Below are 22,447 nucleotides of genomic sequence, written 5' to 3' on the forward strand. Positions count from 1 at the left end.
CGGGTCAGCGGCGCAGGCCCGCCAGTTTGTCGGGGTTGACCTGGATGCGGATGTTGCGCATCAGCCCGTCCTCCAGGTCGTAGGTGAGCGAACCGATCGGCTCCCCGTCCACCAGGGCGAGGACGCCCAGCTCCCCGTTGATGACCGCCGCGGTGACGGCGATCCCGGCCATGCTGGGCTTGGACATCACGCCGATCAGGAAGCGGCCCACGTGGTCCGCGCCGTACAGCGGCCGGCGGCCGGCGGTGACCTTGCCGCCGCCGTCGGACCAGGCGGTGACGTCGGGGGCGAGCAGCTCCAGGACGGTGTTCAGGTCGCCCCCGGCGCAGGCGCTCAGGAACCGCTGCGTGATCCGCTCGCGCTCCGTGGTGTCGGAGTCGTAGCGGTGGCGCCGCTCGGCCACGTGCTTGCGGGCCCGGTGCGAGATCTGCCGGACGGCCGGCTCCGGGCGGTCCAGGAAGCCGGCGATCTCGGCGTGGGAGTAGCCGAAGACCTCGCGCAGGACGAACACGGCCCGTTCCACGGGGCTGAGGCTCTCCAGGACGACCAGCATGGCCGTGGAGACGCTCTCGGCCAGCTCCCGCTCCTGCGCCACGTCGGGTTCGGTGAGCAGCGGCTCCGGCAGCCAGGGGCCGACGTACTCCTCCCGGGTGGCCTGGGCGGAGGTGAGCCGGTTCAGGGACAGGTTGGTGACCGTGCGGACGAGGTACGCCTTGGGGTGGCGGACCTCCGACCGGTCGGCCTTGTTCCAGGCCAGCCAGGCGTCCTGGACGATGTCCTCGGCGTCGCTGACGGTCCCCAGCATGCGGTAGGCGGTGGCGAAGAGGAGCCCTCGGTGTTCGTCGAAGGGATCCGTTGTCTCGGGTTCGGTCGTGATCACCGTTCGATTCTGCCCTAGTTGAACGTACGTACCCGCTGGTCGTGAAGTTCGTAGCGGGCAGCCGCCACGGCCAGCTTCCCGGCGGAGATGGCCCGGGCCAGGTCGGGTTCGGCGGCGAGCCGGTCGCGGGTGCGCCGGGCGTGGGCGTCGATGGTGGCGTTGATCCGGGCCTCGCCGTGCTGGCTCCGGTCGATCGCCGGGCGTATCTGGTCGGCCAGGTACTGGATGTGCGCGGGGAGCCGCTCGCCGGTCTCGTCGGCGTGGACGGCCGCGCCGACCGCTCCGCAGGCCTGGTGGCCGAGGACCAGCACCAGCGGGATCGCGAGTTCCAGGACCCCGTAGGCGACGCTGCCGAGCACCGCCTCGTCCAGCACCTCGCCCGCCGAGCGGACCGTCAGCAGGTCGCCGAGGCCCTGGTCGAAGACGAGCTCCGGCGGGACCCGGGAGTCCACGCAGCCGAGGACGATCGCGAAGGGGCTCTGCCCCTTCGCGAGGCGCAGCCTGGTCGACGGGGACTCGTGGGGGTGCTCCTGGCGGTAGGTGCGCCAGCGGCGGTTGCCGGCCGCCAGCTCGCGCAGGGCCTGCTCGGGGGTCTGGGGGCGGGAGCCGGTCGCGGGCCCGGGCGGGGCGGCGGAGGCGGGGAAGGCGGAGCCGAGGGCGAGGACGGATCCGGCGGCCGCCGTACCGGCCACGGCGGTGCGCAGCAGGGTGCGCCGGCTGGGGGAACTCACCTCTTCCACAAGGGTGTTCTGGGGAGAAATGTTCGACGTGCGCATGTTCGAAAGCATGCGCGACGATATTCAGCTTTACCTTTTCTTGACCAATGAATCTATCGGCTATTGGCCGGAATTCGCCCGTGGGCGGCTCAATCCAGCCCTCCGATGGTGTGCATTCCCACGACGGCCAGCCGTCCCTCGGTACAGATCACACAGGTCAGGAGCTCCGGCAGCAAAGCGGCGTCGTACGGGCCGAGTTCGACGGGGGCGCCCGGGGCTCCGGGGAGGTGGAGGGTCGCCGGTCCGTCCAGGGCGACGACCAGCAGGGTCTCCTCCGGCAGGGCGGCGAGGGCGAGTTCGCCCCGTACGACGGCGGTCCGGGCCCGGACCCGCTCCCTGCGGTACATCACGTTGAAGTTCACGACGGGGCCGCCCAGCAGCCGGCAGTCGGTCGCCCGGTCCCCGGGGAAGTGCTGGGGCGCGTAGCGCTCGTCGACGAGCCGGTGTGCGCCCGCGACCGTGAGGTCCATGCCCGCGCCCTCGGCCAGGGTGAGGATCCGGTCGACACCGGGGAACCGGGAGAAGGGCCCGTCGGCGTCCACCTCGGCGAGGCTGACCCGCCAGGCGAAGTCGGCGGTGCCCGCGTCCGGCGGGTGGGCCGCGATCTCGCGGGTGACCCCGCCGCCGTTCTTCCAGGGCTCCGCCGTACGGTCGGCGGCGCGCAGGATCCCGATCTCGGCGGGGCCGGGCATGGGGGCTTCCTTCCCTCGGGTCCATACCGCCCCGTGGGCGGTACGGACCCGGGCGGCAGGGGCCGAGCCTATCGGGGCGCTCTCAGCAGCCGGAGGTCCAGGTGTGGGAGCCGCCCTGGTCGTTCGCGCCCCCGTTGAAGCCGACCTCCTGGCCGGGGGCCAGGCAGAGGGTGACCCGGCCCATCAGCTGGCGGCCCTCGTACACCTTGACGTGGTCCTTCACGCCGGGGCCGGAGACGCCGTGGTTGGCCCAGGAGGAGTCCTCCTTGAACATGTCCCCCTCCCACCAGTGGTCGTCGCCGCTGTGCTCGATCTTCATGCCGTCGAAGTTGGCGTGCGTCCAGACGCAGAAGTAGCCGCTGCGGCAGTCCGCCGCCTCGGCGGCGGCCGAAGTGGCCAGGATGGCGCCGGTGGAGATCAGGGCGGCCGCGAGGAGGGTGGTGAAGCGCTTCATGCGGGTGGGTTTCCCTTCGGTGGTGGAGTGTCGAGCACGGTGGTGGCTTCGGTGAGGGCGTGGGCGCGCAGCCGCTGCCAGTCGGCGATCTCGGCCCGGTGGCGGGCCCGGACCTCGGCGATGTCGCGGCGGGTGTGCGCGGCTTCGGGCCGGAGGTTGTTGACGACGACGGAGGCGCGGAACCAGCGGGGCTGGTCCCCGTAGAGCCGGTGCTGGGCAGCGGCCAGGCAGCCGTCGGTGTGGGCGCGTACGACGTAGCCGGTGGGCAGGGTGAGCGACAGTTCGGCGGGACCCGCGCCGAAGAGCGCGGCGCTGACCCGCCGGTCGTCGATGACCTGCGGCCGGTCCGGCCCGCCGCGGGGAGGGACGAGGCCCTGGCGGGTCAGGCAGGCGTCGGTGAGCCGCTGCGTGGCGGCCTTGATCAGCTCGTCGGGGGCGGGAGCGGGCCCCCGGGCTCCGGCGCAGGCCGTCAGGACCGAGCAGGCCAGGGCGCAGCCCGCGAGCAGCCGCCCGTATCGGCCTAGGCCGTCTCTTTCGGATCTTGCCTGACCCGCGCCGCCCGGCACCGCACCTCGCCGCACTGCCGCGGCACCCGAGTACGTCCAGTACACGGGCGCCCCGGCAGCACGGCGATGCACGGCACCGGACGACGCGGGCTTAACCGGCAAGATCCGAAAGAGACGACCTAAGCGCCGGCGCGTCCGGGCCCCGGCCAGTTCCTTGATCACAACCATGGTGTCTAGCCGCCGGAGCCCCCGGCCCGACAGGGAAGGGGGCTCCGACTCACCCGACTGGGTGCGGGTTTCACCCGGTGAAACGTTGCCGCACGCCCGGCCCGTACCGGCCGGGCGGCGGGTGGTTCAGCGCAGGATCCCGGCCTGCCGGGCCGCCCGCAGCCAGGAGGGGAACTCCGACAGGAGCCGGTCGTACAGGTCGGGGTCCGAGACCTGGTCGATGTCGTCGACGGCGAAGAAGCCGACGTTGTCGACCCGGCGCCCGGGCATGATGTCGAAGCGCTCCAGCACACCGAAGCCGGCCCGGCCGAGGCCGACGAACTGCCAGAACACCGGCTCCTCGACGGCCTCCCGCAGCTCCCGCTCGATCTCGTCGTTGCGGTACACCCCGCCGTCGGAGAAGAACAGCACCAGGGTCGGGGCGGGCACCGGGTGGGAGCGTACGAAGGCCCGCACCTCGGCGATGACCTTCTGCTCCTCGTTCTGGAAGCCGACCTGCCGCATGTCGACCTGGCCGGGGAGCAGGCCCCTGGGGGCCTTCTTGCGGCCGAAGAGGCTCATCTGGCCGATGCGCACGTGCAGCCGCAGCCACTCGGGGAGGTCGCCTATGGCGAGGTCCGGCAGCCGGGCGGGGTTGGTGGCGAAGGTCCAGGCCTGCATCTCGCCGTCGTCGTCGAGCTGCGCGGCGACGGCCGCCATCCGCTCCACCACGTTCGCCACCGTCCCGCGCGCGTAGAGCGTGCTCATCGACCCGGAGGCGTCGAGGACGAGGACCACGCGGGCGGTGACCCCCTGGGCGCCGGCCTTGCTCAGGCTGACGGCGACCTGTTTCTTACGCAGCGACAGGCGCCCCCGCATGTCCTCGGGAAGCCACTCCTCACCCTTGACCAGCCGCACGACGGCCTCACCGGAGGCGGCGGCCGGCGCGGGCGCGGGCGTGAGGACGGGCGGCGGCGCGGGCGCCGGCTCCCGGCGGGGAGCGGGGGCAGAGGTCCGGACGGGTGCGGGGGCAGGGGCGGGAAGGGGCGCCGGGGCGGGCGCGGGCGGCGGGGCGTCGTCGACGGTGATGCCGTAGTCCGTCGCCAGTCCGGCGAGCCCGCTCGCGTACCCCTGGCCGACGGCCCGGAACTTCCACGCGCCGCCCCGCCGGTAGAGCTCGCCGCTCACGAAGGCGGTCTCCGGCCCGGCCTCCATGTCGAAGCGGACCAGTTCGGCCCCGGACACCGCGTCGAGCAGCCGCAGGTGCAGACCGGGGACCCGGCCGAAGGTGCCGCCGTCGGCGGAGGCGCAGAGCACGACCCGCTCGACGTCCCCTTCCAGGGCGGCCAGGTCGACGTCGAGGGTGTCCGTGCCGGGCTGCTTGCCGAGGTGGCGTACCGCGCCCGAGGCGTGGCGCGGCTGGTTGTAGAAGACGAAGTCCCCGTCGGAGCGGACCCGTCCGCTGCCGGCCAGGAGCAGTGCGGACGCGTCCACGTCCGGCACTCCCGGCCCGGCGGACCAGCCGAGCACGGCTCGGACGGAGGCGGCCGCGACCGCCAGGTTGGCGCCTTTGCTCAAAGTCGTCACGACCGACAGTCTGCCCGGCGGAGCCGCTCCACGCGGGCGAACGGGATCACGGGGTCCGACGGGGCGCCGTGCGGCGGCGGGAAGTGCCCGGCGCGCTGCCGGACACACGCCCGGGGCCCGCACCTTTCGGTGCGGGCCCCGGGGTCGCTCAGTGGTTCAGGCGGGCACGATGTTCTCCGCCTGCGGGCCCTTCTGGCCCTGGGTGACGTCGAAGTTCACCTTCTGGCCCTCCTGGAGCTCGCGGTAGCCCTGGGTGGCGATGTTCGAGTAGTGGGCGAACACGTCCGCGCCGCCGCCATCCTGCTCGATGAAGCCGAAGCCCTTTTCCGCGTTGAACCACTTCACGGTGCCGGACGCCATATGGATTCTCCTTCGGGGCTGTACCCGGGGCCGCACTGTGCGGACCCCGGCGTCGCCGTGATGCCACACCTGCAACTGATCAGCACCGTAGCACAGTGCCACGGGGGTGATGCGGAGTGTTACGTCGATCGGCCGTACGGATCAGCCGCGGAACTCCTCGGGGCGGACGGGAGAGGCCTCCGCCAGGGCCCCGGTGACGGCATCGATGCCGCCGCGCAGCCCGTAGACGGGGGTGGCGGGCTGCTGGCGCCAGGATTCGTCGAGGCCGCCCGCGTCGACGGTGTCGAAGCCGAGCTCGTCGATGAGGGCACGGACGGTCTTCTTGGCCGCCTCGTGGTCGCCGGCGACGGGCAGGGCGATGCGGTCGGGGTGCCCGGCCGGGCGGGGGCGGTCGACGATGTCGGCCGCGTAGGTGCCGTTGAAGGCCTTGACCACGGGGCGCCCCAGGTGGCGTTCGGTCCAGCGGCTCTCGGTCAGGCCCTCGTCCTCGACCGCGGGGATCCGGCCGTCGCGCTCGCGGGGGTAGTAGTTGCCGGTGTCGATGACGACGAAGCCCTCGGCGGCCCCGTCGAAGAGTCCGGCGGGCAGGTCGGGGATGTTCTTGAAGGGGATGGTGACCACGACGATCTCGGCGCCGCGGGCGGCCTCGGCGACGGTGACGGCGGTGGCGCCGGTCTCCTCGGCGAGGGCGGTGAGGGTCTGGGGGCCGCGGGAGTTCGCGACGCGGACCTGGTGCCCCAGCGAGGTGAGCCGGCGGGTGAGGTTGCCGCCGATGTTGCCGGCGCCGATGATGCCGATCTTCATGAGCTCTCCCGTGCGTACGGAGTCGGATGTGCCTCTGGCGCAACCGCCGGGCGGGCCGCCGCATTCCGATCCGGCGCACGGCATTTCCGCGTTTCGCCCGTACGGGCGAAATCAGGCCAATTACCCCAAGGGGAGAACCCGTTGGTGCGCGGTACCCGTCATCGGGGGCAGGGCCGGGGACCGTACCGGCTCACACACAGCACGGCGAAAGGTACCGATCGATGCTCAAGCTCCCGACCAAGCGCGCCGGATCCATCGCCCTCGCGGCCACCGCCGGGGCGGCCGCCCTCTCCTTCGCCCTCGCCGGCGCCTCCGCGACCGCCGCGGCGCCGGAGTCCGTCTCCGGCAGCCCGGAGGGGGCCTTCACCCGGATCGCCGACTTCTACGGCTCGTACATCGACGCCGTGTACGACGGTGACGGGGCGACGGCCGACCGGCTGCGCTCCTTCTACCTCTCCGAGACCCTCCAGCAGGAGCTGGAGCGGTGGGAGGAGACCAACCACGCCAACGGGGTGCTGCGCGCCCAGAACGTGCCGCTCCAGTGGAAGGTGACCTCCACCGGCAGCGGGACGGGCAAGACCAACGCCACGGTCACCCTGACCTGGGGCGGCAACGAAACGACCCAGGTCCGCGTGCAGGCCGATCTGCGGACGAAGAAGATCACTTCCATCACGGACTGATCCGGCCGGTCCGGGCCGGCTCCGGCCCGGACGCGCGAGTGGGGCCCGCCGCCGGCGGGCCCCACTCGCCCTCGTCGCTTACGCGCCGCTCGCGTCGAGCATCCCCTCGCGCTCCACGATCTTCACGCGCTCGCGGCCCTGCGGCTCGCCGAGCGCCTTCTCGGCGGCGTCCAGCTTGTACCAGCCTTCCCAGGTGGTGTAGCGGACCTGCCGCTCGGCGAGGAAGGCCTCGACCGCCTCCGGCTCGGGGGTGGCGGGGGTGAGCAGACGCCCTTCGGCGTGGTCGGCGAGCAGGTTGGCGACCGTCTCGTTCGCGTCGCCCTTGGTGTGGCCGATCAGGCCGATCGGGCCGCGCCGGATCCAGCCGGTCACGTACGTGGACGCCAGGTGCTCGCCGGACTCCATGACGCGGCCGCCCTCGTCGGGCACCGTGCCGGACTCCACGTCCCAGGGGAGCTTGGGCAGTTCGTCGGAGAGGTAGCCGACGGCCCGGTAGACGGACTGGACGTCCCAGTCGGTGAACTGGCCGGTGCCCTTGACGTTGCCCGTGCCGTCGAGCTCGGTGCGCTCGGTGCGCAGGCCGACGACCTTGCCGTCCTCGCCGAGCACCTCGGTCGGGGACTCGAAGAAGTGCAGGAACAGCTTGTGCGGGCGGTCGCCGATGTCGCGGATCGCCCAGTTCTCCAGGGTCTTGGCGACCATGTCCGCCTGCTTGTTGGAGCGGCGGGTCGTGATCGAGCCCTCGTCGTAGTCGATGTCCTCGGGGTTGACGATGACCTCGATGTTGGGCGAGTGGTCGAGCTCGCGCAGCTCCATCGGGCTGAACTTGGCCTGGGCCGGACCGCGGCGGCCGAAGACGTGCACCTCGAGGGCCTTGTTCGCCTTGAGGCCGTCGTAGACGTTCGCCGGGATCTCGGTCGGCAGCAGCTCGTCGGCCGTCTTGGCGAGGATGCGGGCGACGTCGAGGGCGACGTTGCCGACGCCGAGGACGGCGACCTTCTCGGCCTCCAGCGGCCAGGTGCGCGGTACGTCGGGGTGGCCGTCGTACCAGGAGACGAAGTCGGCGGCGCCGTAGGAGCCGTCGAGCTCGACGCCCGGGACGCCGAGCGCCCGGTCCGCGGTGGCGCCCGTGGAGAAGATGACGGCGTCGTAGAAGGCGTGCAGCTCGTCGAGCGCGATGTCGTTCGGGTAGTCGACGTTGCCGAAGAGGCGGACCTGCGGCTTGTCGAGCACCTGGTGCAGGGCGGTGATGATGCCCTTGATGCGGGGGTGGTCGGGGGCGACCCCGTAGCGGATCAGGCCGAAGGGCGCCGGCATCCGCTCGAAGATGTCGATGGACACGCCGGGGGCGGCCGCTGCCTCGGACTTCAGCAGCGCGTCGGCCGCGTAGATACCGGCGGGGCCGGCACCGACGATTGCTACCCGCAGAGAGCGAGGCATGAATGGGTTCCCTTCGACCGACAATCTGACTGATCAAGGAAACCCTAAACTAAGGCCACCCTAACCCGGCACCCGCCCCCGGGTTATGACCCCATAATCGGATCTTATGGCTTACCAAAGCCTGACTTTGGGCTGACGGGGCCGCTCAGGCCTCGTACTCGGTGAGGTCGATGCTGTGGAGGGTGAGGCGGGCTCCGCTCTCCGGGTCACTGGTGTTCGCGTACTCCTCCATGCCGAGCTTGCGGATCACGTTCTCGGACTCCTCGTTGCCCGCCCGGTTGACGGCGACGACCCGGTCCAGGCCCCGGTCCTGGAGGGCGAACTCCAAGGTGGCCTGGGCCGCTTCGGAGGCGTAGCCCTGTCCCCAGAAGGACCGGCCCAGGCGCCAGCTGATCTGTACGTCGTGACGGGTCTCGGGCAGGTCCTCGTCCACGGTCAGCCCCACGGCGCCGATCAGCTCGCCGGAGGCGAGCAGTTCGACGGCGAACACGCCGAAGCCCTCGTCGTCCCACTCCTCCTCCCAGTGCTCGATGGCCTCGGCGGTCCGGTCCAGGTCGAGTACGGAACCGTCGCCGATCCAGCGCATCACGTCCGGGTCTGCGTTGATCTCCGAGAGGGGGACGAGGTCGTCGTCGGTCCAGCGGCGGAGGAGGAGGCGGGGGGTGCGGATCTCGGTCATGCGCACATCCTGCCGAACGCGGCCGACCAGGGGTAATCGGGGCCGCCCGGCTCCCGTCAGGGGACCGTGATCGCGTCGAGCTTCGCCCTCAGGTACACGTGCGAGTCCACCGGCTCGTGCGCCACCCGGCCGACCGGGGCGGGCAGGGACTCGACGCGGGTGTGCGCGTCGCACTCGTAGAAGTAGACCAGCGAGATCAGTTCCTCGGCCGGGGCGTGGGCGGGCGGCGGCAGCACCCGGTGGCGGCCCGCCCGCCAGCGGTCCCCGGTCCAGCGGGCCAGCAGGTCGCCGATGTTGACGGTGAGCGCGGCCGGGTCCCAGAGGGCGTCCTGCCAGCCCTCGGCGTCGGTGTGGATCTGGAGACCGCCCGCGCCCCGCTCCCGGTCCAGGACGGTCACCGTCCCGAAGTCGGTGTGCGCTCCGATGCGGAACTGACCGGGCAGGGGCTCTCCGACCACCTCGGTGCCCGGGTACCAGTTGACGTTGAACCCCCAGGTGGGGTGGCCGGTGTGCCGGGTGAAGTGGTCCTGGGGCAGGGCCAGCGCCACCGCCAGCAGCTCGAGCAGTTCGTCGGAGAGGGCCCGCATCGCGGTCAGGTACTCGGCCACCAGCGGGCGCAGCCGGGGCACCTCGGCGGGCCAGGCGTTCGGCCGGAACCACTCGGCGTCCACCGAGGGCACTCCCGTCGGGTCCTCGGCCGCGCAGGACCAGGACTCCTTCAGGTCGGGTGGCGAGGCCGTCCCCTCCGCGTAGCTGTTGGCCTCCGCACCGGGGCCGAGCCAGCCGCGTCCGCCGACGCTGACGGCGTACAGCTCCTTCGCCCCGGGCGGCAGCCTGAAGAAGGCGCGCGCGGCCTCCCGGATCCGGGCGGGCAGGGCGGGGTCCACCCCGTGCCCGGTGACCAGCAGGAAGCCGGCCGCCTGGAGGGCCTCGTCGACCTGGGCGGCGATCCGGGAGCGCGCGGCGGGCTCGCCCGAGCGCCACGGCCCGAGGTCGATGACGGGGACCTGGGAACTGACCATGGGGACCTGCCTTCCGGGGTGACCTGGCTTCCGGTACCGGGCGTGCGGGGCCGGACGGGCGGGGCTGGGCGGGGCTGGACGGCTGGGGCGGGGGGCTCAGGGGCCTTCGAGGCCGGTGCCGCAGCGGGAGCAGTAGCGGGCGCCGGGATCGGTGGCGAGCCGGCCGCAGTCGGGGCAGACCCGGTGCAGCAGGCAGGCCGTCTCGCCGCCCTCGGCTGAGCCGGACGGCTGCCCGACGCCGGCGCCGGCGCCGGCGATGCCGAGGCCGGGGCGCCGGGTGTGGACGGTCAGGTACGTCAGCCCCTGCGGGCCGGCGGTCAGCGAGCGCCGGGCGCCTCGCGCGAGCCAGCAGGCCGTGTGCGGGCGCAGCCGGTGCGGGCCGTCCTCGGTGTCGATCCGCCCGCCGCCCTCCACCACCACGAGCAGCACGTCGAGGGCGGGCTCGGCGTGCTCCGCGATGGCCGCGCCGGGGCGCAGCCGGATCAGGTTGGAGTCCAGGCCGCGCCCGGGCCCGGTCAGCCGCCACAGGGCCCCGGTCGCGTCGGCGGGGGCTTCGGCGATCACCGCGTCGAGGTCCGTGTGGAGCCCGGCGAGGTGGGGGTGCGTCGTCATGCTGGTCCTTCCCTGCCTTGAGCGCGTGCCCTCGCAGTCATACACGATCGCGGCGGGCCCTTCGGGGCCGATCCGCTCTTTGCACCCCCCTCTTTGCACTCCCTCCGGCCGTACCCCCGCGAGTCTCCTCGTACGTGCGAGCGATAGGATCGTCCGGATTGCACCGGTCCCACCCGGATCGGGCGCGAGGCCCCCGGCGGTCGACCACCGTCCCGGCGCGGCCGCTCCTGCCCACCCGGCGCTGCCCCGCCCGTACCGGAAACCTGCCCCGTATGCACCCCAGCACCACCACCGCTCCCGCCGCCCCCGCCCCTGTCCCCTCCCCGCGCCGGCGCCTGATCACGCCCCGGGCCCCGGCCCGGCCCAGCGCGGCCGCCGCCCTCCACAGCGTCAGCGCCGCGACCACCGTGCTGCTGGGCCTCGTCGCGATCGGCGCGATGATCCACGAGCCGGTGCTGATCCCCCCGCTGGCCGCGAGCGCGGCGCTGGTGCACAGCGCGCCCACCCTGCCCCTGGCCCAGCCGCGCGGGGTCGTCATCGGTCACCTGCTGGGCGCGGCGGCCGGCTACGCGGTCCTGGCCGTGGCGGGCAGCAGTGCCTGGGCGGCGGCCCTGGCGGCCGGGCTGACCCTGGCCCTGCTGACCCTCGCCCGCACCCCGCACTCCCCGGCCGTGGCCACCGCCGTGGTGACCGTGCTCCAGACCCCGGCGCCCGCCCGGTTCGTCCCGCTGCTGTTCGGCTCGACCGTGCTCCTCGTCCTCACCGGGTACGCCGGGTCGCGCATCCGCCGCACCGCGCCGAGGTACCCCGCCTACTGGTGGTGACCTGCGGGCGCGCCTGCACGGCGGCGAGGGGGCCCGGGCGCTACTCCTTGTGCTGTGGAAATTTCGACGAAGGACGTCTTCGGGGCCCCCTGCTGGGTGAGTCTGATGGCCCGTGACCTGGAGGCGTCCCAGCGCTTCTACGGGGCGGTCGTGGGCTGGACCTTCCGCCGCGCCCGGCTCGGCTCGGCCTTCTCCATGGCCGTGCTGGACGGGGTACCGGTGGCCGGCATCGGGGCGCTGGCCACCGACCTGGCCGTGGCGGTGGCCTGGACCCCGTACTTCGCCGTCGACGACGTCGACGTCGCGGCGGCCCGGATCCGCGAGCGCAGCGGCACGGTGGCGGTGGGCCCGGTCTCCTTCCCCGGGGGCGGGCGGGCGGCGCTGGTCGCCGACGTGGACGGCGCGGTCTTCGGGATCTGGCAGGGGCCCGTCTCCTCGGGCTGGCGCGTGGGCGTGGGACCGGCGCCGGCCTGGCTGGAGCTGCGGACCAGGAACGCCTTCGACGCCGCGCTCTTCTACGGCGAGGTGCTGGAGTGGGCCACGGGCCGGGCGGGCTGCTGCGAGGTCTCGTACGAGGAGGAGCAGGTCGTGCTGCGCCAGGGCGGGGAGCCGGTGGCCCGGCTGGACAGCGGCCCCGTGGAGCAGGGCGCCTACACCCCGCACACCCGGCCCCGCTGGCACGTGCACTTCCGCGTCCCGGAACTGGAGCCGGCCGTCGAGGCGGCCGTCGACCTCGGCGGGCGCACCGTCTCGGTGATCACCTCGGACGGCACCGAGCGCTCGATCATGCTCCGCGACCCGGACGGCGCGCTGTTCACCCTCACGGAGCGGGTCACCCCGCCCGGCCCGGGGGCCGACGCGGGCTGAGGTGTGCCGAGGTGCGGTCGCCGGTCTCCTGGCGCGTGGGGAGACTTAGGGGGTGTCCGGCCTATCCGACCCTGATCCGCCGGACACCCCCTAGTCCTGGAGGAGGTGCGCCATGGACCCGGTGGCCGCGCTGGACCGGATCGCCTTCCTGCTGGAGCGCGCGCAGGCCCCGACGTACCGGGTGCGGGCCTTCCGTACGGCGGCGGCGGCCGTGACGCGCCTGGGCGGGCGGGAGACCGCCGAGCGGGCCGCGGCCGGCTCCCTGGAGGCGGTGAAGGGCCTCGGGCCCAAGACCGCCCAGGTGGTGCGCGAGGCGCTGGGCGGCGAGATCCCCGCCTACCTGAGCGCCCTGGAGGACGAGGCCGCGGCCCTGCCCGAGGGCCCGCCGCCCACGCCCGCCGCCACCGCGCTGCGCGCCGCCCTGCGCGGGGACTGCCACCTGCACTCGGACTGGTCGGACGGCGGGAGCCCGATCGAGGCCATGGGACGGGCGGCCGCCGCCCTGGGGCACGAGTGGGCGGTGCTGACGGACCATTCGCCGAGCCTGAAGGTCGCCCGGGGCCTGTCGCCGGAGCGGCTGCGCGAACAGCTGCTGGTGGTGGCGGAGCTGAACGAGCGCTGGGCCCCCTTCCGGCTGCTCACCGGCATCGAGTGCGACATCCTCGCCGACGGCTCCCTCGACCAGGAACCGGAGCTGCTGGAGCGGCTCGACCTGGTGGTGGGCTCCGTGCACTCGAAGCTGCGGATGGAGTCCCCCGCCATGACGCGGCGCCTGCTCACGGCCGTGCGCAACCCCCTGATGGACGTCCTCGGGCACTGCACGGGGCGGCTGGTGACCGGCCGGACCCGCCCCGAGTCGGCCTTCGACGCCGGGGCCGTCTTCGCGGCGTGCGCGGAGTCCGGCACCGCCGTGGAGATCAACAGCCGCCCCGAGCGGCTGGACCCGCCCCGGCGGCTGCTGCGCCTCGCCGTCGCGGCGGGGACCTTCTTCGCCGTCGACACCGACGCGCACGCGCCGGGCCAGCTGGACTGGCAGGTCCTGGGCTGCGCTCGGGCCGCGGAGTGCGGGGTTCCGGCCGGGCGGGTGGTCAACACCTGGCCGGCGGACCGGCTCCTCGCCTGGACCCGTGACCGGGCATGAGGGGGCCCCGGCCGCGCAGTGAGCGGCCGGGGCCCCCGTCCGGGGCGGGGGTCAGGCCCCGCCTCCCGTAGGGGCGCTGGGCAGGCGGTACTTCAGGGCCAGGCCGGCCAGTACCGCGCCGGCTCCGGCGCAGAGCACCACCGTGACCCCGGACCAGGCGTACGGGCCGCCGAGCGTGCCGTCGAGCGGGTCGAACAGCACCACCCCGCCCACGATGTGCAGGGTGACCACGGCGAGCGCGGCCACCGCCGCCGACCGCCAGACCGCCGGGGTGTCCCGTACCGCGAGCAGGGCGCCGAGGGCCAGGCAGAGCAGGGACACGGCGAGCGGCGCGAGCCCGTCGGGAGCCGGGGGCTGCGCCAGGTCGCCGGGCAGGTGCAGGACTCCGCAGAGCAGCAGCGCGGCGGCGGTGGGCCAGCGCAGTACGTGGCGCAGCGCGCCCCCGGGGTGGGCCCGGGCGCGCGCGGGGGCGGCCGGGGCCGGCAGCGGGGCGGCCACCACCGGCGCGGCCGCCGCGGCGGCGACGGGCGCCGGAGCGGCGGCGGGCCAGGGGGCGAAGGGCGCGACACCGACGGGCGCGAGGCCCTCGGGCGCGGCGTGCTCGGGCCCGGCTTCCTCGGGCGTGGCGGCGGGCGCGTCCTGCGGCGGCGGCAGGGCGGTCCGCGCGGGGGGCCGGTCGGTCCGGGGGGCGCCGTCGGGGCCCAGGATGCTGGCCAGCAGGGCCACGTCCTCGATGGGCCGACCGACGGCCGCCGCCCGCAGGGTGATGTCGGCCTCGGCCTCCTCGTGCGGGTGCTCGCCCAGCAGGGCGACCATGTGGCGGACGTCGTCGACGGGCCGGGTGACGGCCGCCGCCCGGAGCGCGTCGTGGCCCGTGCCGGCGAGCCCGCCCGTCTCCTTGAGCAGGCTCACCAGTGCGGTGACCTCTTCGACGGGGCGGCAGGTGGCCGCCGTCTCCAGCAGGGTGCGGAGCGGTTCGGGGTGCGGCTCGCGGTCCGGCGGGGCCGGGGCGGCGGGGGGCGTGGGTCGAAGGGGTCCGTCGGTGGGGTCCGGGGCGGCGGGGAGCCCGTCGCGGTCGCCGTGTTCCGTCGCCGCGAGGGTGCTGGGGTCATTCATGGAAAGCTCCGTTCGCCGACGCGCGGGTCTACACATCGCGCGCCGGTCATCGTGCGTCATGGGAATCGCACGCTTTGTTACATTCAGCGGCACGGGCCCGCACTGCGCCATTCGGGGCGGGCAAACGGGGGCTCCCCCGGCGTGTCCGGGACGCCGCACCGGACACGCCGCCGCCAAGGCGGGCCGGTGTGGACCGGGCCCGGCACAGTGACCGGGTCGACCCGTCCAGGAAGGCGTCAGCCGTGCCGGACCCCAGGAGATCCCCAGGCCCCGCCCGCGGCGGGCGCCTCCACCGCAGGGTGCTGGGCGCGCTGCTGCCCGTACTGGTGCTGCTCTGCACCGCCGGGTCGGGCCCGCGCGCCGCGGTGGCGTCGGCCGGGAGCCCGGAGCGGCCCGTCGTCGGGACCGCCGAGGGGCCCGTACGGGGCCGCGCGCACGGTACGTACGACACGTTCGAGGGAATCCCGTACGCCGCCGCGCCGACCGGTCCGCTGCGCTGGCGGCTGCCGCGCGCCGCGCCCCGCCGCGCGGGCGTGCTCGACGCCGGGGCGCCGGGGGCCCGGTGCGCGCAGCTGCCGGCGATCGGGCCGGGCGGGCGGGAGGGCTCGGAGGACTGCCTGTTCCTGAACGTCACCGCCCCGGCGGGCCCGGGGCGGGCGCGGCCGGTGATGGTGTGGTTCCACGGCGGCGGCTTCCGCTTCGGCTCGGGTGACACCTACCGGCCGGAGCCGATGGCGGTGCGGGGCGACGCGGTGGTCGTCACGGTCAACTACCGGCTCGGCGTCTTCGGTTTCTTCGGCCACCCGGAGCTGGGCGGCGCCCCCGACTTCGGGCTCGCCGACCAGCAGGCGGCGCTGCGCTGGGTGCGGGCGAACGCGGCCGGCTTCGGCGGTGATCCGGGGCGGGTCACCGTCTTCGGGGCGTCGGCGGGCGGGCTCAGCGTCTGCGCGCACCTGGTGTCCCCCGGCTCGGCGGGCCTCTTCGCGCGGGCGATCGTGCAGAGCGGCTCCTGCTCGACCACGATGCCGCCGTACTCCCTGCTGCCGACGCTCGGGACCTACGAGCCCTTCGTGCCGCAGGAGCGCACGGTGTCGGCCGGCGTGGCGGCGGCGGCCGCCCTCGGCTGCGGCGGCCGGCCGGCGGGCACGGTGCTCGGCTGTCTGCGCGGCCTGGACGCGGGCCGGCTGGTGACGGCCGAGCTGATGGAGCGCTTCTCAGGGGTCGCGTACGGCAACGCCCTGCTGCCCGTCGAGCCGCGCCGGGCGCTGGAGTCCGGGCGCTTCCACCGGGTGCCGGTGATGCAGGGCAGCACCCTCGACGAGATGCGGCTGTTCCTCTCGCAGACCCTGGCGGCGTATCCGGTGGGCACCGCGGAGGGCTACCGCGAGCGGCTGCGGGCCTCCTTCGGCGCGGCGGCGCCCACCGTGGAGGCGGCGTATCCGGTGTCCGCGTTCGCGACGCCCGCGCTGGCCTGGGCCGCGCTGCTCTCCGATGCCTCGTTCACCTGTCCCACGCTGCGGGACAGCCGTGCGCTGGCCCGGCACGTGCCGACGTACGGCTATCTGTTCAGCGACACCGGGGCGCCGAACTTCACCGGGCTGCCGGAGCCGGCCGGCTTCCCGTTCGGGGCGGCGCACGGATTCGACCTGTCGTATCTGTTCACGACGGTCCCGCTGACGGCGCCCCAGCGCGCGCTGTCCGAGCGGATGACCGGCTACTGGACGCGTTTCGCCCGCAGCGGTTCGCCGAACGGGCCGGGGGCTCCCGACTGGCCCGCCTTCGGGCCGCCGCCCGCCCCCTCGGTGCTCAGCCTGGCGCCGGGGGCCGGGGGGATCGCGCCGCTCGACGCGGCGGCCGCGCACCACTGCGCGCTGTGGGACGCCCTGCCGGCGGCCGGCGCGGGCACGGCGCGGTACGCCGCCCCGGTGTGAGCGGGGCGGCGGGGAAGGGGCCCGCTCAGAGGCGGACGTCCCAGGTGGCGGTGGAGGTCAGGGCGCGGGCGATCGCGGGGTCTCGGACCGAGGCGGTGCGGTCCTGGGCGGTCACCGACAGCTTGTGGGTGCGCAGGTCGAGCAGCCACAGTTCGGCCACGGCGACCTCGGTGCGGCCCGCGAACCGCTTGAGCTCGCGGCCGTCGAGGTACCAGCGGACCTCCGGCCGGCGCCCGTCCGGCGCGTACAGGCTGGGGACGGCCACCTTGGCGGTGTGCCGCAGCCGCAGGGTGCGGTCGGCCGGGGTGAGCGGGGTGACCAGGCGGGCGTGCCGGTGGAAGCCGGCGATCATCGCCTCGACGCCGGGGAGGTTGAAGGGTTTGCCGAGGACGCGCATGAGGGAGTTGTCGGTGGGCCGGTAGAGGCCGGTGACGTAGTAGCCGCCGCCCTCGTACGCGCCGACGGTCCCGCCGTCGGGTGAGGTCTCGCCGAGCCAGCGGTACCACTTGGCCTGCTGTCCGGCCATCCGGCCGGCGTCCAGGGTGGAGGTGTTGGGGTCCGCGGGCTCGGGGCCGGTGTACTTCTCGTAGTCGGGGACGCCCGGGTAGAAGTACTCGTCGGCGAGCTTGCCGAGGGAGTGGCCGGTCTCGTGGATGGCGACCTGCCCGGACTTGGGGTGGCCCGCGGAGGCGGTGGAGATGCCCTCGTAACCGAGGGTGGCGCTGGGCTCGTTGTAGCCGGCGCCGCCGTACTTGTCGCTGTTGGCCAGGACGAGGACCAGGTCCGCGGCGGGCGCCTTGGCCACGTAGGAGTCCACCTTGGGCTGGTCCACGCATAGCAGCCGCTCGATGGACTCGCACCAGAAGTACGAGCCGAGCGCGGTGTCGCGGACGGTGTCCGGGCCCGGGTCGCCGGAGACCCCGGACTGGGCGGAGACGGCGTCCACGGTCCAGACGTTGAAGAGGTCGCGGTAGGTGGTGTACGGCTCGACGGCCGTGACCTCGTCCCATTTGGCCCGGGCGTCGGCGTGGAAGCGCTCCAGCTGGTCGGCGGTGTAGCCGTCGCCGACGACGACCACGTCCAGCCGGTCCGCGGTGGGGCCGTTGTCGACCATCTTGGTGACCTGGCCGTCGGCGGCGCGCGCGGCCTCGGAGAGGCGGGGCGCGGCCTTCGCCCGTCCGGCGGCGGGTACCCGGATGTGGCCGGATCCGGCGTCGCCGCCGTGTTCCGGCCCGGGTATCTCGACCTCCACGCCGGACCGCCGGGGCGGGTCGGCGGCTGCCACGGGCGCGGTGGCGGCGGCCAGCAGCGCGGCGCTCGCGCAGACTGCCGCGAGCGCCGTGCGCAGGGCCGGACGGACGGTTCGCCTCATGAAGTCCTCCGTGGGGGAAGGGAGTTGAGCGGGGAGTTGAGCGGGGAGTTAAGCAAGGAATTAAGTCCGCTGAACCAGCTGCTTAAACTAGGCGGCGCTCGGGGCGTGCGCAATGGCCGACTCCCCCTCGATACTGGGCAGTTGAGACGGGCACGCGTACAACAGGGGGAGTTCATGGACGAACCGGCCGAAATCGGCCGCCGGGTTCAGCGGCTGCGCGCCGAACGCGGCATGACCCAGCGCCAGTTGGCTGAGCCCGCGTACACACCGGCGTACGTTTCCACGCTGGAGGCGGGCAAGGTGCGGCCCTCGGAGACGGCCCTGCGCTTCCTCGCGGAGCGGCTCGGCACCTCCTACGAGGAGCTGGCCACGGGGCGTCCGGCCCGCCTCGCCACCGAACTGCGGCTCGCCCTGACCGACGCCCAGCGCACCCTGGCCACCGGCTGCGCGCAGGAGGCCGCGGTCCACTTCCGCCGGCTGCTGGCCGAGGCCGGGCGGCTGGGCCTGGCCGACGAGCGGGCCGAGGCGCTGCTCGGGCTCGGCGACTGCGCGCTGGAGGCCGGGGAACTGACCGAGGCCGCCGCCCACTTCGAGGCGGCGGAGGTCCTGCTGGCCGACGAACCGCTGCCCCGCCGGGCCCGGCCGATCCGGGGCCGCGCCGTCGCGCACCTGCTGGCCGGGGAGCTGCGGTACGCCTGCTACCTGCTGGAGTCGGCGATCGACGCCCTCAACTCGGGCGGGCTCGGGGACCCGGAGGCGCTGGTGCTGCTCTACTCGGCGGTCATCGGCCCGTACATCGACATGGGCGCCCACGCCCGCGCGGCCCACGCGGCGGAGCTGGCGCTGGCGCTGGCTCCGCAGGTCGGGGACCCGGCGCTGGTGGCGGGGATGCACCGGCAGGTCGCGCGGACCTTCCTCACCGAGGGCCGGGTGGCCGATGCCGACGCCTCGCTGGCCAAGGCCCAGGCGGTCTACCGGCAGCTGCGGCTGCGCACCGACCTGGCGCACTGCCACTGGATGCGCGGCTACGTCCAGGCGCAGCACGGGGATCTGGCGGCGGCGGAGCGGGAGCTGCGGATCGCCCGGGAGATGCTGGCGGCGCGGCGGGCCGCGCTGTACACCGCGCAGGTGGAGGTGGAGCTGGCCGATGTGCTGCGCCGCCTGGGCCGGTACGAGGAGGCCGCCGAGCTGGTCTCGGGGCTGCTGGAGGAGGGCGCCGGCCCGGGGGCCGTGCACGCGGGCGGCGCGCACCGGCTGCTGGGGCTGATCGCGCAGGAGCGCGGGGAGACGGAGGCGGCCGAGGAGCACTACGTACGGGCGCTGGCCCTGCTGGAGCGCAGCGGTGCGGGCGGGGACCTCGCGGACCTGTGCCGGCTGCTGGGCGACCTGCTGCGCCGGTCGGGGCGTACGGAGGCGGCGATGGACGCCTACCGCACCGGACTCGGGCACCGCGCGGCGCCGGGTACCACCACCCTGGGCCCGGCTCCGGCCGCTCCGGCGCAGATGGCGGGGCGGATGGCGGCGTACACGACACCGCTCCCGGCGCCGCGCTGAGGGGGCGGGGCCGGGAGCGGTGCGGGCGGGTCAGTGGTTCTCGGTGGGCTGGAGGTCGCGCGGGATCAGTGCCCAGGTCGTGGCCGCGGCGGCGACGGCCAGGGCTCCGGCCATCAGGAAGGCCGGGGTGATCGCCAGGGTGAAGGCCTGCGAGGCCGTGTCCAGGAGGGCCTGTCCGACGGTGCCGCCGAGCCGCTCGGCGGTGTGCGCCGCCTCGCCCACGGAGTCCCGTACGGCGCTCGCGGCCGGGCCGTCCAGGTCGAGCACCGGCAGGTTGCCCCGGTAGAGGGCGGCGGCGGTGCTGCCGAGGATGGCGACGCCCATGGCGGAGCCCAGTTCGTAGCAGGTCTCCTCGATGGCGGCCGCGCTGGAGACCTGGTCGGCCGGCGCGGCGGAGACCAGGGTGACGGAGGCCACCGTGGTGGCGATGCCGGCGCCCAGTCCCATGACGGTCAGCCCCGCCGCGAAGGCCGGGTAGCCGAGTTCGGTGAACTGCTGGACGGTCCAGGGCATCGCCATGCCGGCGGCCAGGACCACGAGCCCGGCGCCCAGCACGTGCCGGATCGGGTAGCGGTGCATCAGCGTCGGCGCCACCATCGAGGCGCAGATCAGCGCCAGCGGGGCGGGCAGCAGGCGCAGCCCGGCCTCGAGCGGGGTGTAGCCCTGGCCGTACTGGAACCACTGGGTGACGAGGAAGAGGATCGCGCCCATGCCCACCATCGGCAGGAAGATCGCGGTGGCCGCGACGCTGAAGGCGGGCTTGGCGAACAGCCGTACCTGGAGCAGCGGGTTGTCCAGGCGCAGCTGGCGGCGGACGAAGACGGTGAGCGCGAGGGCGGCGACGGCGAGCAGGGCCCAGGGCAGCGGGTCGGTGATGCCGCTCTTGCCGAGCTGCTTGATGCCGCCGGCGAGGGCGAGCATGCCGACGATGGACTGGCCGACGCCCCACCAGTCCCAGCGGCCGGTGCTGCGCGGGGCCCGCGATTCGGGCAGGTAGCGCAGGCCCGCGGCGACGATCAGGGCGGCGACGGGGAGGTTGAGGAGGAAGGCGGAGTGCCAGCCGTGGTCCTGGACGAGGAGGCCGCCGACGACCGGGCCGAAGGCCATGCCGCCGCCGAACACCGCGGCCCAGACGGCGAGGGCGAAGGCGCGCTCCTTCGCGTCGGTGAAGACGCTGCGCAGGATCGACAGGGTGGACGGCATGATGGCCGCGCCGCCGACGCCGAGGAGGGCGCGGGCCGCGATGACGTGCCAGGCCTCTGTGGAGAGCACGGCGATCAGCGAGGCGGCGGAGAAGATGCCGAAGCCCGCCATGAGCAGCCGCTTGCGGCCCCAGCGGTCGCCGAGGGCGCCGGCGGTGACCAGCAGCCCGGACAGGGCGAGGGCGTAGACGTCGATGATCCACAGCTGCTGTACGGCGCCGGGCTGGAGGTCGGCGACGAGCGAGGGGAAGGCCACGTTGAGGATCGTGGTGTCCATCGAGATGAGCAGGAGGCTGCCGGAGAGGATCGCCAGGACGGTCCAGCGACGCGGGTCCAGCGTGGGGGTGTGCATGGGGTTCCGTTCGGGGTGGGGCGCGGGGGGCCGCCCGGGGCGGCGGGTCAGGCTTCGGGTTCCGGGGCGGGCCAGGGGGGCCGCGCTCCCCCGAGGAAGGACGTCAGGACGAGGTGTCCGATGTGGCGGGGGGCCAGGTGGCCGTCGCGTACGCCCTCGGCGGCGGCGTCGAGCAGGCCCCAGAGCGAGTACCAGATCCAGTACGGCGGCAGGTCGGCGCGCAGCCGTCCCAGCCGCTGGCCGAGGGCGAGGAAGCGCAGGGCCCGGCGGTCCTGGCGCTCGAGCCCGGCCTTGAAGTCGGGGTCGGCGAGGACGGTGGCGTCGCGCGAGGTGAACCCGTACAGGTGGGCGGCGGGGAGCAGGGCGACGACCAGCTGCTCCAGCGCGGCGTCGAAGGCCGCGGCGTCGGCGGTGGCCTCGGGGAGGTCGGCGGGGGCCAGGCAGCCGTCGACCACGTGGATGGCCCGGACGGCCACCGCCTTGAGCAGTGCCTCGCGGGTGGCGTAGCGGCGGCTCAGGGTGGCCCGGCTGGTGCCGATGCCCGCGGCGATCTGCACCATCGAGGCGCTGTGGTCGCCCGCGAGGACGCGTGCCGCGGCGTCGAGCAGTTCTTCTTCGTGCACGATGATGAGCCTCCTTCGCCTCGCATGATACAGATCTGTCTCATTCGAAGCAAAGATGACTCACCTTCCGGCGCCCCGCACCCCGCCGGAGGTGCGGGACGCCGGGGCCGTCACCAGGAGGACTTGACCACCCCGGGCAGCAGGCCGGCGTGCGCCTGCTCCCGCATCCGGATGCGGGAGAGTCCGAACTTGCGCAGGTGCCCGCGCGGGCGGCCGTCCACGCCGTCCCGGTTGCGCACCCGGGTCGCGCTGGCGTCACGCGGCTGACGCCGCAGCTCCGCGAGGGCGAGGGCGCGCTCCTCCGGCGTGGAGGAGGGCCTGCGGACGACCTCCTTCAGCTCCGCGCGCCGGGCCGCGTACCGGGCGACGACCTCGCGGCGCCGGTCGTTGCGCACGATCTTGCTGCGCTTCGCCATCAGACCCGACCTCCCCGCGCCCGGATGCGGGCGACGGCGGCTTCGACGCCGATGGTGTCCACCGTCTTCACGGCCTTCACGCTCAGCGTGAGGCGGATGTGGCGCCCTTCGCTCGGCAGCCAGTAGCGCCTGCGCTGGATGTTGGGGTCGAAGCGGCGGGGCGTGCGCCTGTGCGAGTGGGAGATGCGGTTGCCGAATCCCGGCTTGGCGCCGGTCAGTTGGCAGTGTGCGGACAAGGGGCTGCCTGCCTCTCTCGGAAGGAACCGCCCGGAAGGACTCCCGGACGGACTCGTTATCGGTAATGGAAACCGTTGTCATATACTAGCCACATCGCTCGCACCGAAGTACGC

The 22,447-nt window shown here is 74.3% G+C and carries 24 protein-coding genes; 6 read left to right on the forward strand and 18 right to left on the reverse strand.

The annotated features are described in order from the left end of the window. Nucleotides 1–4 precede the first annotated feature (4 nt). The 8 genes from OOK34_RS29840 to OOK34_RS29875 form a co-directional block, all read right to left on the reverse strand. Nucleotides 5–877 carry an RNA polymerase sigma-70 factor gene (locus tag OOK34_RS29840; RefSeq protein WP_267037553.1) on the reverse strand — a complete coding sequence of 291 codons (873 nt, stop codon included), beginning with the start codon at nucleotides 875–877 and terminating at the stop codon, nucleotides 5–7. A 17-nt stretch (nucleotides 878–894) separates the two neighbouring features. Beyond that, on the reverse strand, nucleotides 895–1,656 hold the full coding sequence (locus tag OOK34_RS29845; RefSeq protein ID WP_267037273.1) for a carbonic anhydrase: 762 nt from the start codon (nucleotides 1,654–1,656) through the stop codon (nucleotides 895–897). 89 nt (nucleotides 1,657–1,745) lie between these two features. After that, entirely contained in the window at nucleotides 1,746–2,348 is a 603-nt protein-coding gene (locus OOK34_RS29850; protein ID WP_267037274.1) for a HutD family protein, read from the reverse strand. Between the two features lie 82 nt (nucleotides 2,349–2,430). After that, nucleotides 2,431–2,802, reverse strand: a complete 372-nt coding sequence (locus tag OOK34_RS29855) for a peptidase inhibitor family I36 protein (protein WP_267037275.1) — start codon at nucleotides 2,800–2,802, stop codon at nucleotides 2,431–2,433. Continuing rightward, nucleotides 2,799–3,290, reverse strand: coding sequence for a hypothetical protein (locus tag OOK34_RS29860; protein WP_267037554.1), 492 nt, complete (start codon nucleotides 3,288–3,290; stop codon nucleotides 2,799–2,801). Before OOK34_RS29860 ends, OOK34_RS29855 begins: the two co-directional genes overlap by 4 nt. Before the next feature lie 372 nt (nucleotides 3,291–3,662). Next, nucleotides 3,663–5,102, reverse strand: a complete 1,440-nt coding sequence (locus OOK34_RS29865) for a VWA domain-containing protein (RefSeq protein ID WP_267037276.1) — start codon at nucleotides 5,100–5,102, stop codon at nucleotides 3,663–3,665. Between the two features lie 156 nt (nucleotides 5,103–5,258). Beyond that, the gene (locus OOK34_RS29870) at nucleotides 5,259–5,462 is read right to left on the reverse strand and encodes a cold-shock protein (protein WP_007268031.1); all 204 of its coding nucleotides are present in this window, start codon (nucleotides 5,460–5,462) and stop codon (nucleotides 5,259–5,261) included. 141 nt (nucleotides 5,463–5,603) lie between these two features. Continuing rightward, nucleotides 5,604–6,266, reverse strand: coding sequence for an NADPH-dependent F420 reductase (locus tag OOK34_RS29875; protein WP_267037277.1), 663 nt, complete (start codon nucleotides 6,264–6,266; stop codon nucleotides 5,604–5,606). Nucleotides 6,267–6,487: 221 nt separating this feature from the next. On the opposite strand from OOK34_RS29875, the gene OOK34_RS29880 reads away from it, so the two are divergent. Further along, complete coding sequence (locus tag OOK34_RS29880) at nucleotides 6,488–6,946, forward strand: hypothetical protein (RefSeq protein WP_267037278.1); 459 nt, start codon at nucleotides 6,488–6,490, stop codon at nucleotides 6,944–6,946. 78 nt (nucleotides 6,947–7,024) lie between these two features. Here OOK34_RS29880 and OOK34_RS29885 read toward each other — a convergent pair whose 3' ends face one another. From OOK34_RS29885 to OOK34_RS29900, 4 genes are all read right to left on the reverse strand, one after another. Then, nucleotides 7,025–8,386, reverse strand: a complete 1,362-nt coding sequence (locus OOK34_RS29885) for an FAD-dependent oxidoreductase (protein WP_267037279.1) — start codon at nucleotides 8,384–8,386, stop codon at nucleotides 7,025–7,027. A 145-nt stretch (nucleotides 8,387–8,531) separates the two neighbouring features. After that, nucleotides 8,532–9,065, reverse strand: coding sequence for a GNAT family N-acetyltransferase (locus OOK34_RS29890; RefSeq protein ID WP_267037280.1), 534 nt, complete (start codon nucleotides 9,063–9,065; stop codon nucleotides 8,532–8,534). Between the two features lie 56 nt (nucleotides 9,066–9,121). Further along, nucleotides 9,122–10,087 carry an isopenicillin N synthase family oxygenase gene (locus OOK34_RS29895; RefSeq protein WP_267037281.1) on the reverse strand — a complete coding sequence of 322 codons (966 nt, stop codon included), beginning with the start codon at nucleotides 10,085–10,087 and terminating at the stop codon, nucleotides 9,122–9,124. A gap of 96 nt (nucleotides 10,088–10,183) precedes the next feature. Further along, nucleotides 10,184–10,699 (reverse strand): hypothetical protein, encoded by a 516-nt coding sequence (locus OOK34_RS29900; protein ID WP_267037282.1) that lies wholly within the window; start codon nucleotides 10,697–10,699, stop codon nucleotides 10,184–10,186. Between the two features lie 272 nt (nucleotides 10,700–10,971). Here OOK34_RS29900 and OOK34_RS29905 point away from each other — a divergent pair, with 272 nt between their 5' ends. The 3 genes from OOK34_RS29905 (at nucleotide 10,972) to OOK34_RS29915 (ending at nucleotide 13,531) form a co-directional block, all read left to right on the forward strand. Then, nucleotides 10,972–11,523, forward strand: a complete 552-nt coding sequence (locus tag OOK34_RS29905) for an HPP family protein (RefSeq protein ID WP_267037283.1) — start codon at nucleotides 10,972–10,974, stop codon at nucleotides 11,521–11,523. A 105-nt stretch (nucleotides 11,524–11,628) separates the two neighbouring features. Continuing rightward, nucleotides 11,629–12,390, forward strand: a complete 762-nt coding sequence (locus OOK34_RS29910) for a VOC family protein (protein WP_267037555.1) — start codon at nucleotides 11,629–11,631, stop codon at nucleotides 12,388–12,390. Nucleotides 12,391–12,502: 112 nt separating this feature from the next. Next, entirely contained in the window at nucleotides 12,503–13,531 is a 1,029-nt protein-coding gene (locus OOK34_RS29915; RefSeq protein ID WP_267037284.1) for a PHP domain-containing protein, read from the forward strand. Between the two features lie 51 nt (nucleotides 13,532–13,582). On the opposite strand, the gene OOK34_RS29920 is transcribed toward OOK34_RS29915, so the two are convergent. Then, nucleotides 13,583–14,647 carry a hypothetical protein gene (locus OOK34_RS29920; protein WP_267037285.1) on the reverse strand — a complete coding sequence of 355 codons (1,065 nt, stop codon included), beginning with the start codon at nucleotides 14,645–14,647 and terminating at the stop codon, nucleotides 13,583–13,585. Nucleotides 14,648–14,889: 242 nt separating this feature from the next. On the opposite strand from OOK34_RS29920, the gene OOK34_RS29925 reads away from it, so the two are divergent. Next, nucleotides 14,890–16,578 (forward strand): carboxylesterase/lipase family protein, encoded by a 1,689-nt coding sequence (locus tag OOK34_RS29925; RefSeq protein WP_267037286.1) that lies wholly within the window; start codon nucleotides 14,890–14,892, stop codon nucleotides 16,576–16,578. Between the two features lie 25 nt (nucleotides 16,579–16,603). Here OOK34_RS29925 and OOK34_RS29930 read toward each other — a convergent pair whose 3' ends face one another. After that, nucleotides 16,604–17,950, reverse strand: coding sequence for a M64 family metallopeptidase (locus OOK34_RS29930; RefSeq protein ID WP_267037287.1), 1,347 nt, complete (start codon nucleotides 17,948–17,950; stop codon nucleotides 16,604–16,606). Nucleotides 17,951–18,124: 174 nt separating this feature from the next. Between OOK34_RS29930 and OOK34_RS29935 the strand changes: the two genes are divergently transcribed. Next, complete coding sequence (locus tag OOK34_RS29935) at nucleotides 18,125–19,504, forward strand: helix-turn-helix domain-containing protein (protein WP_267037288.1); 1,380 nt, start codon at nucleotides 18,125–18,127, stop codon at nucleotides 19,502–19,504. 30 nt (nucleotides 19,505–19,534) lie between these two features. Here the strand turns inward: OOK34_RS29935 and OOK34_RS29940 are convergent, their stop codons facing one another. The 4 genes from OOK34_RS29940 to rpmB all read right to left on the reverse strand — a co-directional run bounded on the left by OOK34_RS29940 (nucleotide 19,535) and on the right by rpmB (nucleotide 22,333). Continuing rightward, entirely contained in the window at nucleotides 19,535–21,058 is a 1,524-nt protein-coding gene (locus OOK34_RS29940; protein ID WP_267037289.1) for an MFS transporter, read from the reverse strand. 47 nt (nucleotides 21,059–21,105) lie between these two features. Then, nucleotides 21,106–21,681, reverse strand: a complete 576-nt coding sequence (locus OOK34_RS29945) for a TetR/AcrR family transcriptional regulator (protein WP_267037290.1) — start codon at nucleotides 21,679–21,681, stop codon at nucleotides 21,106–21,108. Nucleotides 21,682–21,791: 110 nt separating this feature from the next. Further along, entirely contained in the window at nucleotides 21,792–22,097 is a 306-nt protein-coding gene (rpsN, locus tag OOK34_RS29950) for a 30S ribosomal protein S14 (protein WP_267037291.1), read from the reverse strand. After that, the gene (gene rpmB, locus OOK34_RS29955) at nucleotides 22,097–22,333 is read right to left on the reverse strand and encodes a 50S ribosomal protein L28 (RefSeq protein ID WP_267037292.1); all 237 of its coding nucleotides are present in this window, start codon (nucleotides 22,331–22,333) and stop codon (nucleotides 22,097–22,099) included. The genes rpsN and rpmB overlap by 1 nt, the downstream gene beginning before the upstream one ends. Nucleotides 22,334–22,447: the final 114 nt, after the last annotated feature.

The sequence above is a fragment of the Streptomyces sp. NBC_00091 genome (assembly GCF_026343185.1).
Lineage (GTDB): Bacteria > Actinomycetota > Actinomycetes > Streptomycetales > Streptomycetaceae > Streptomyces.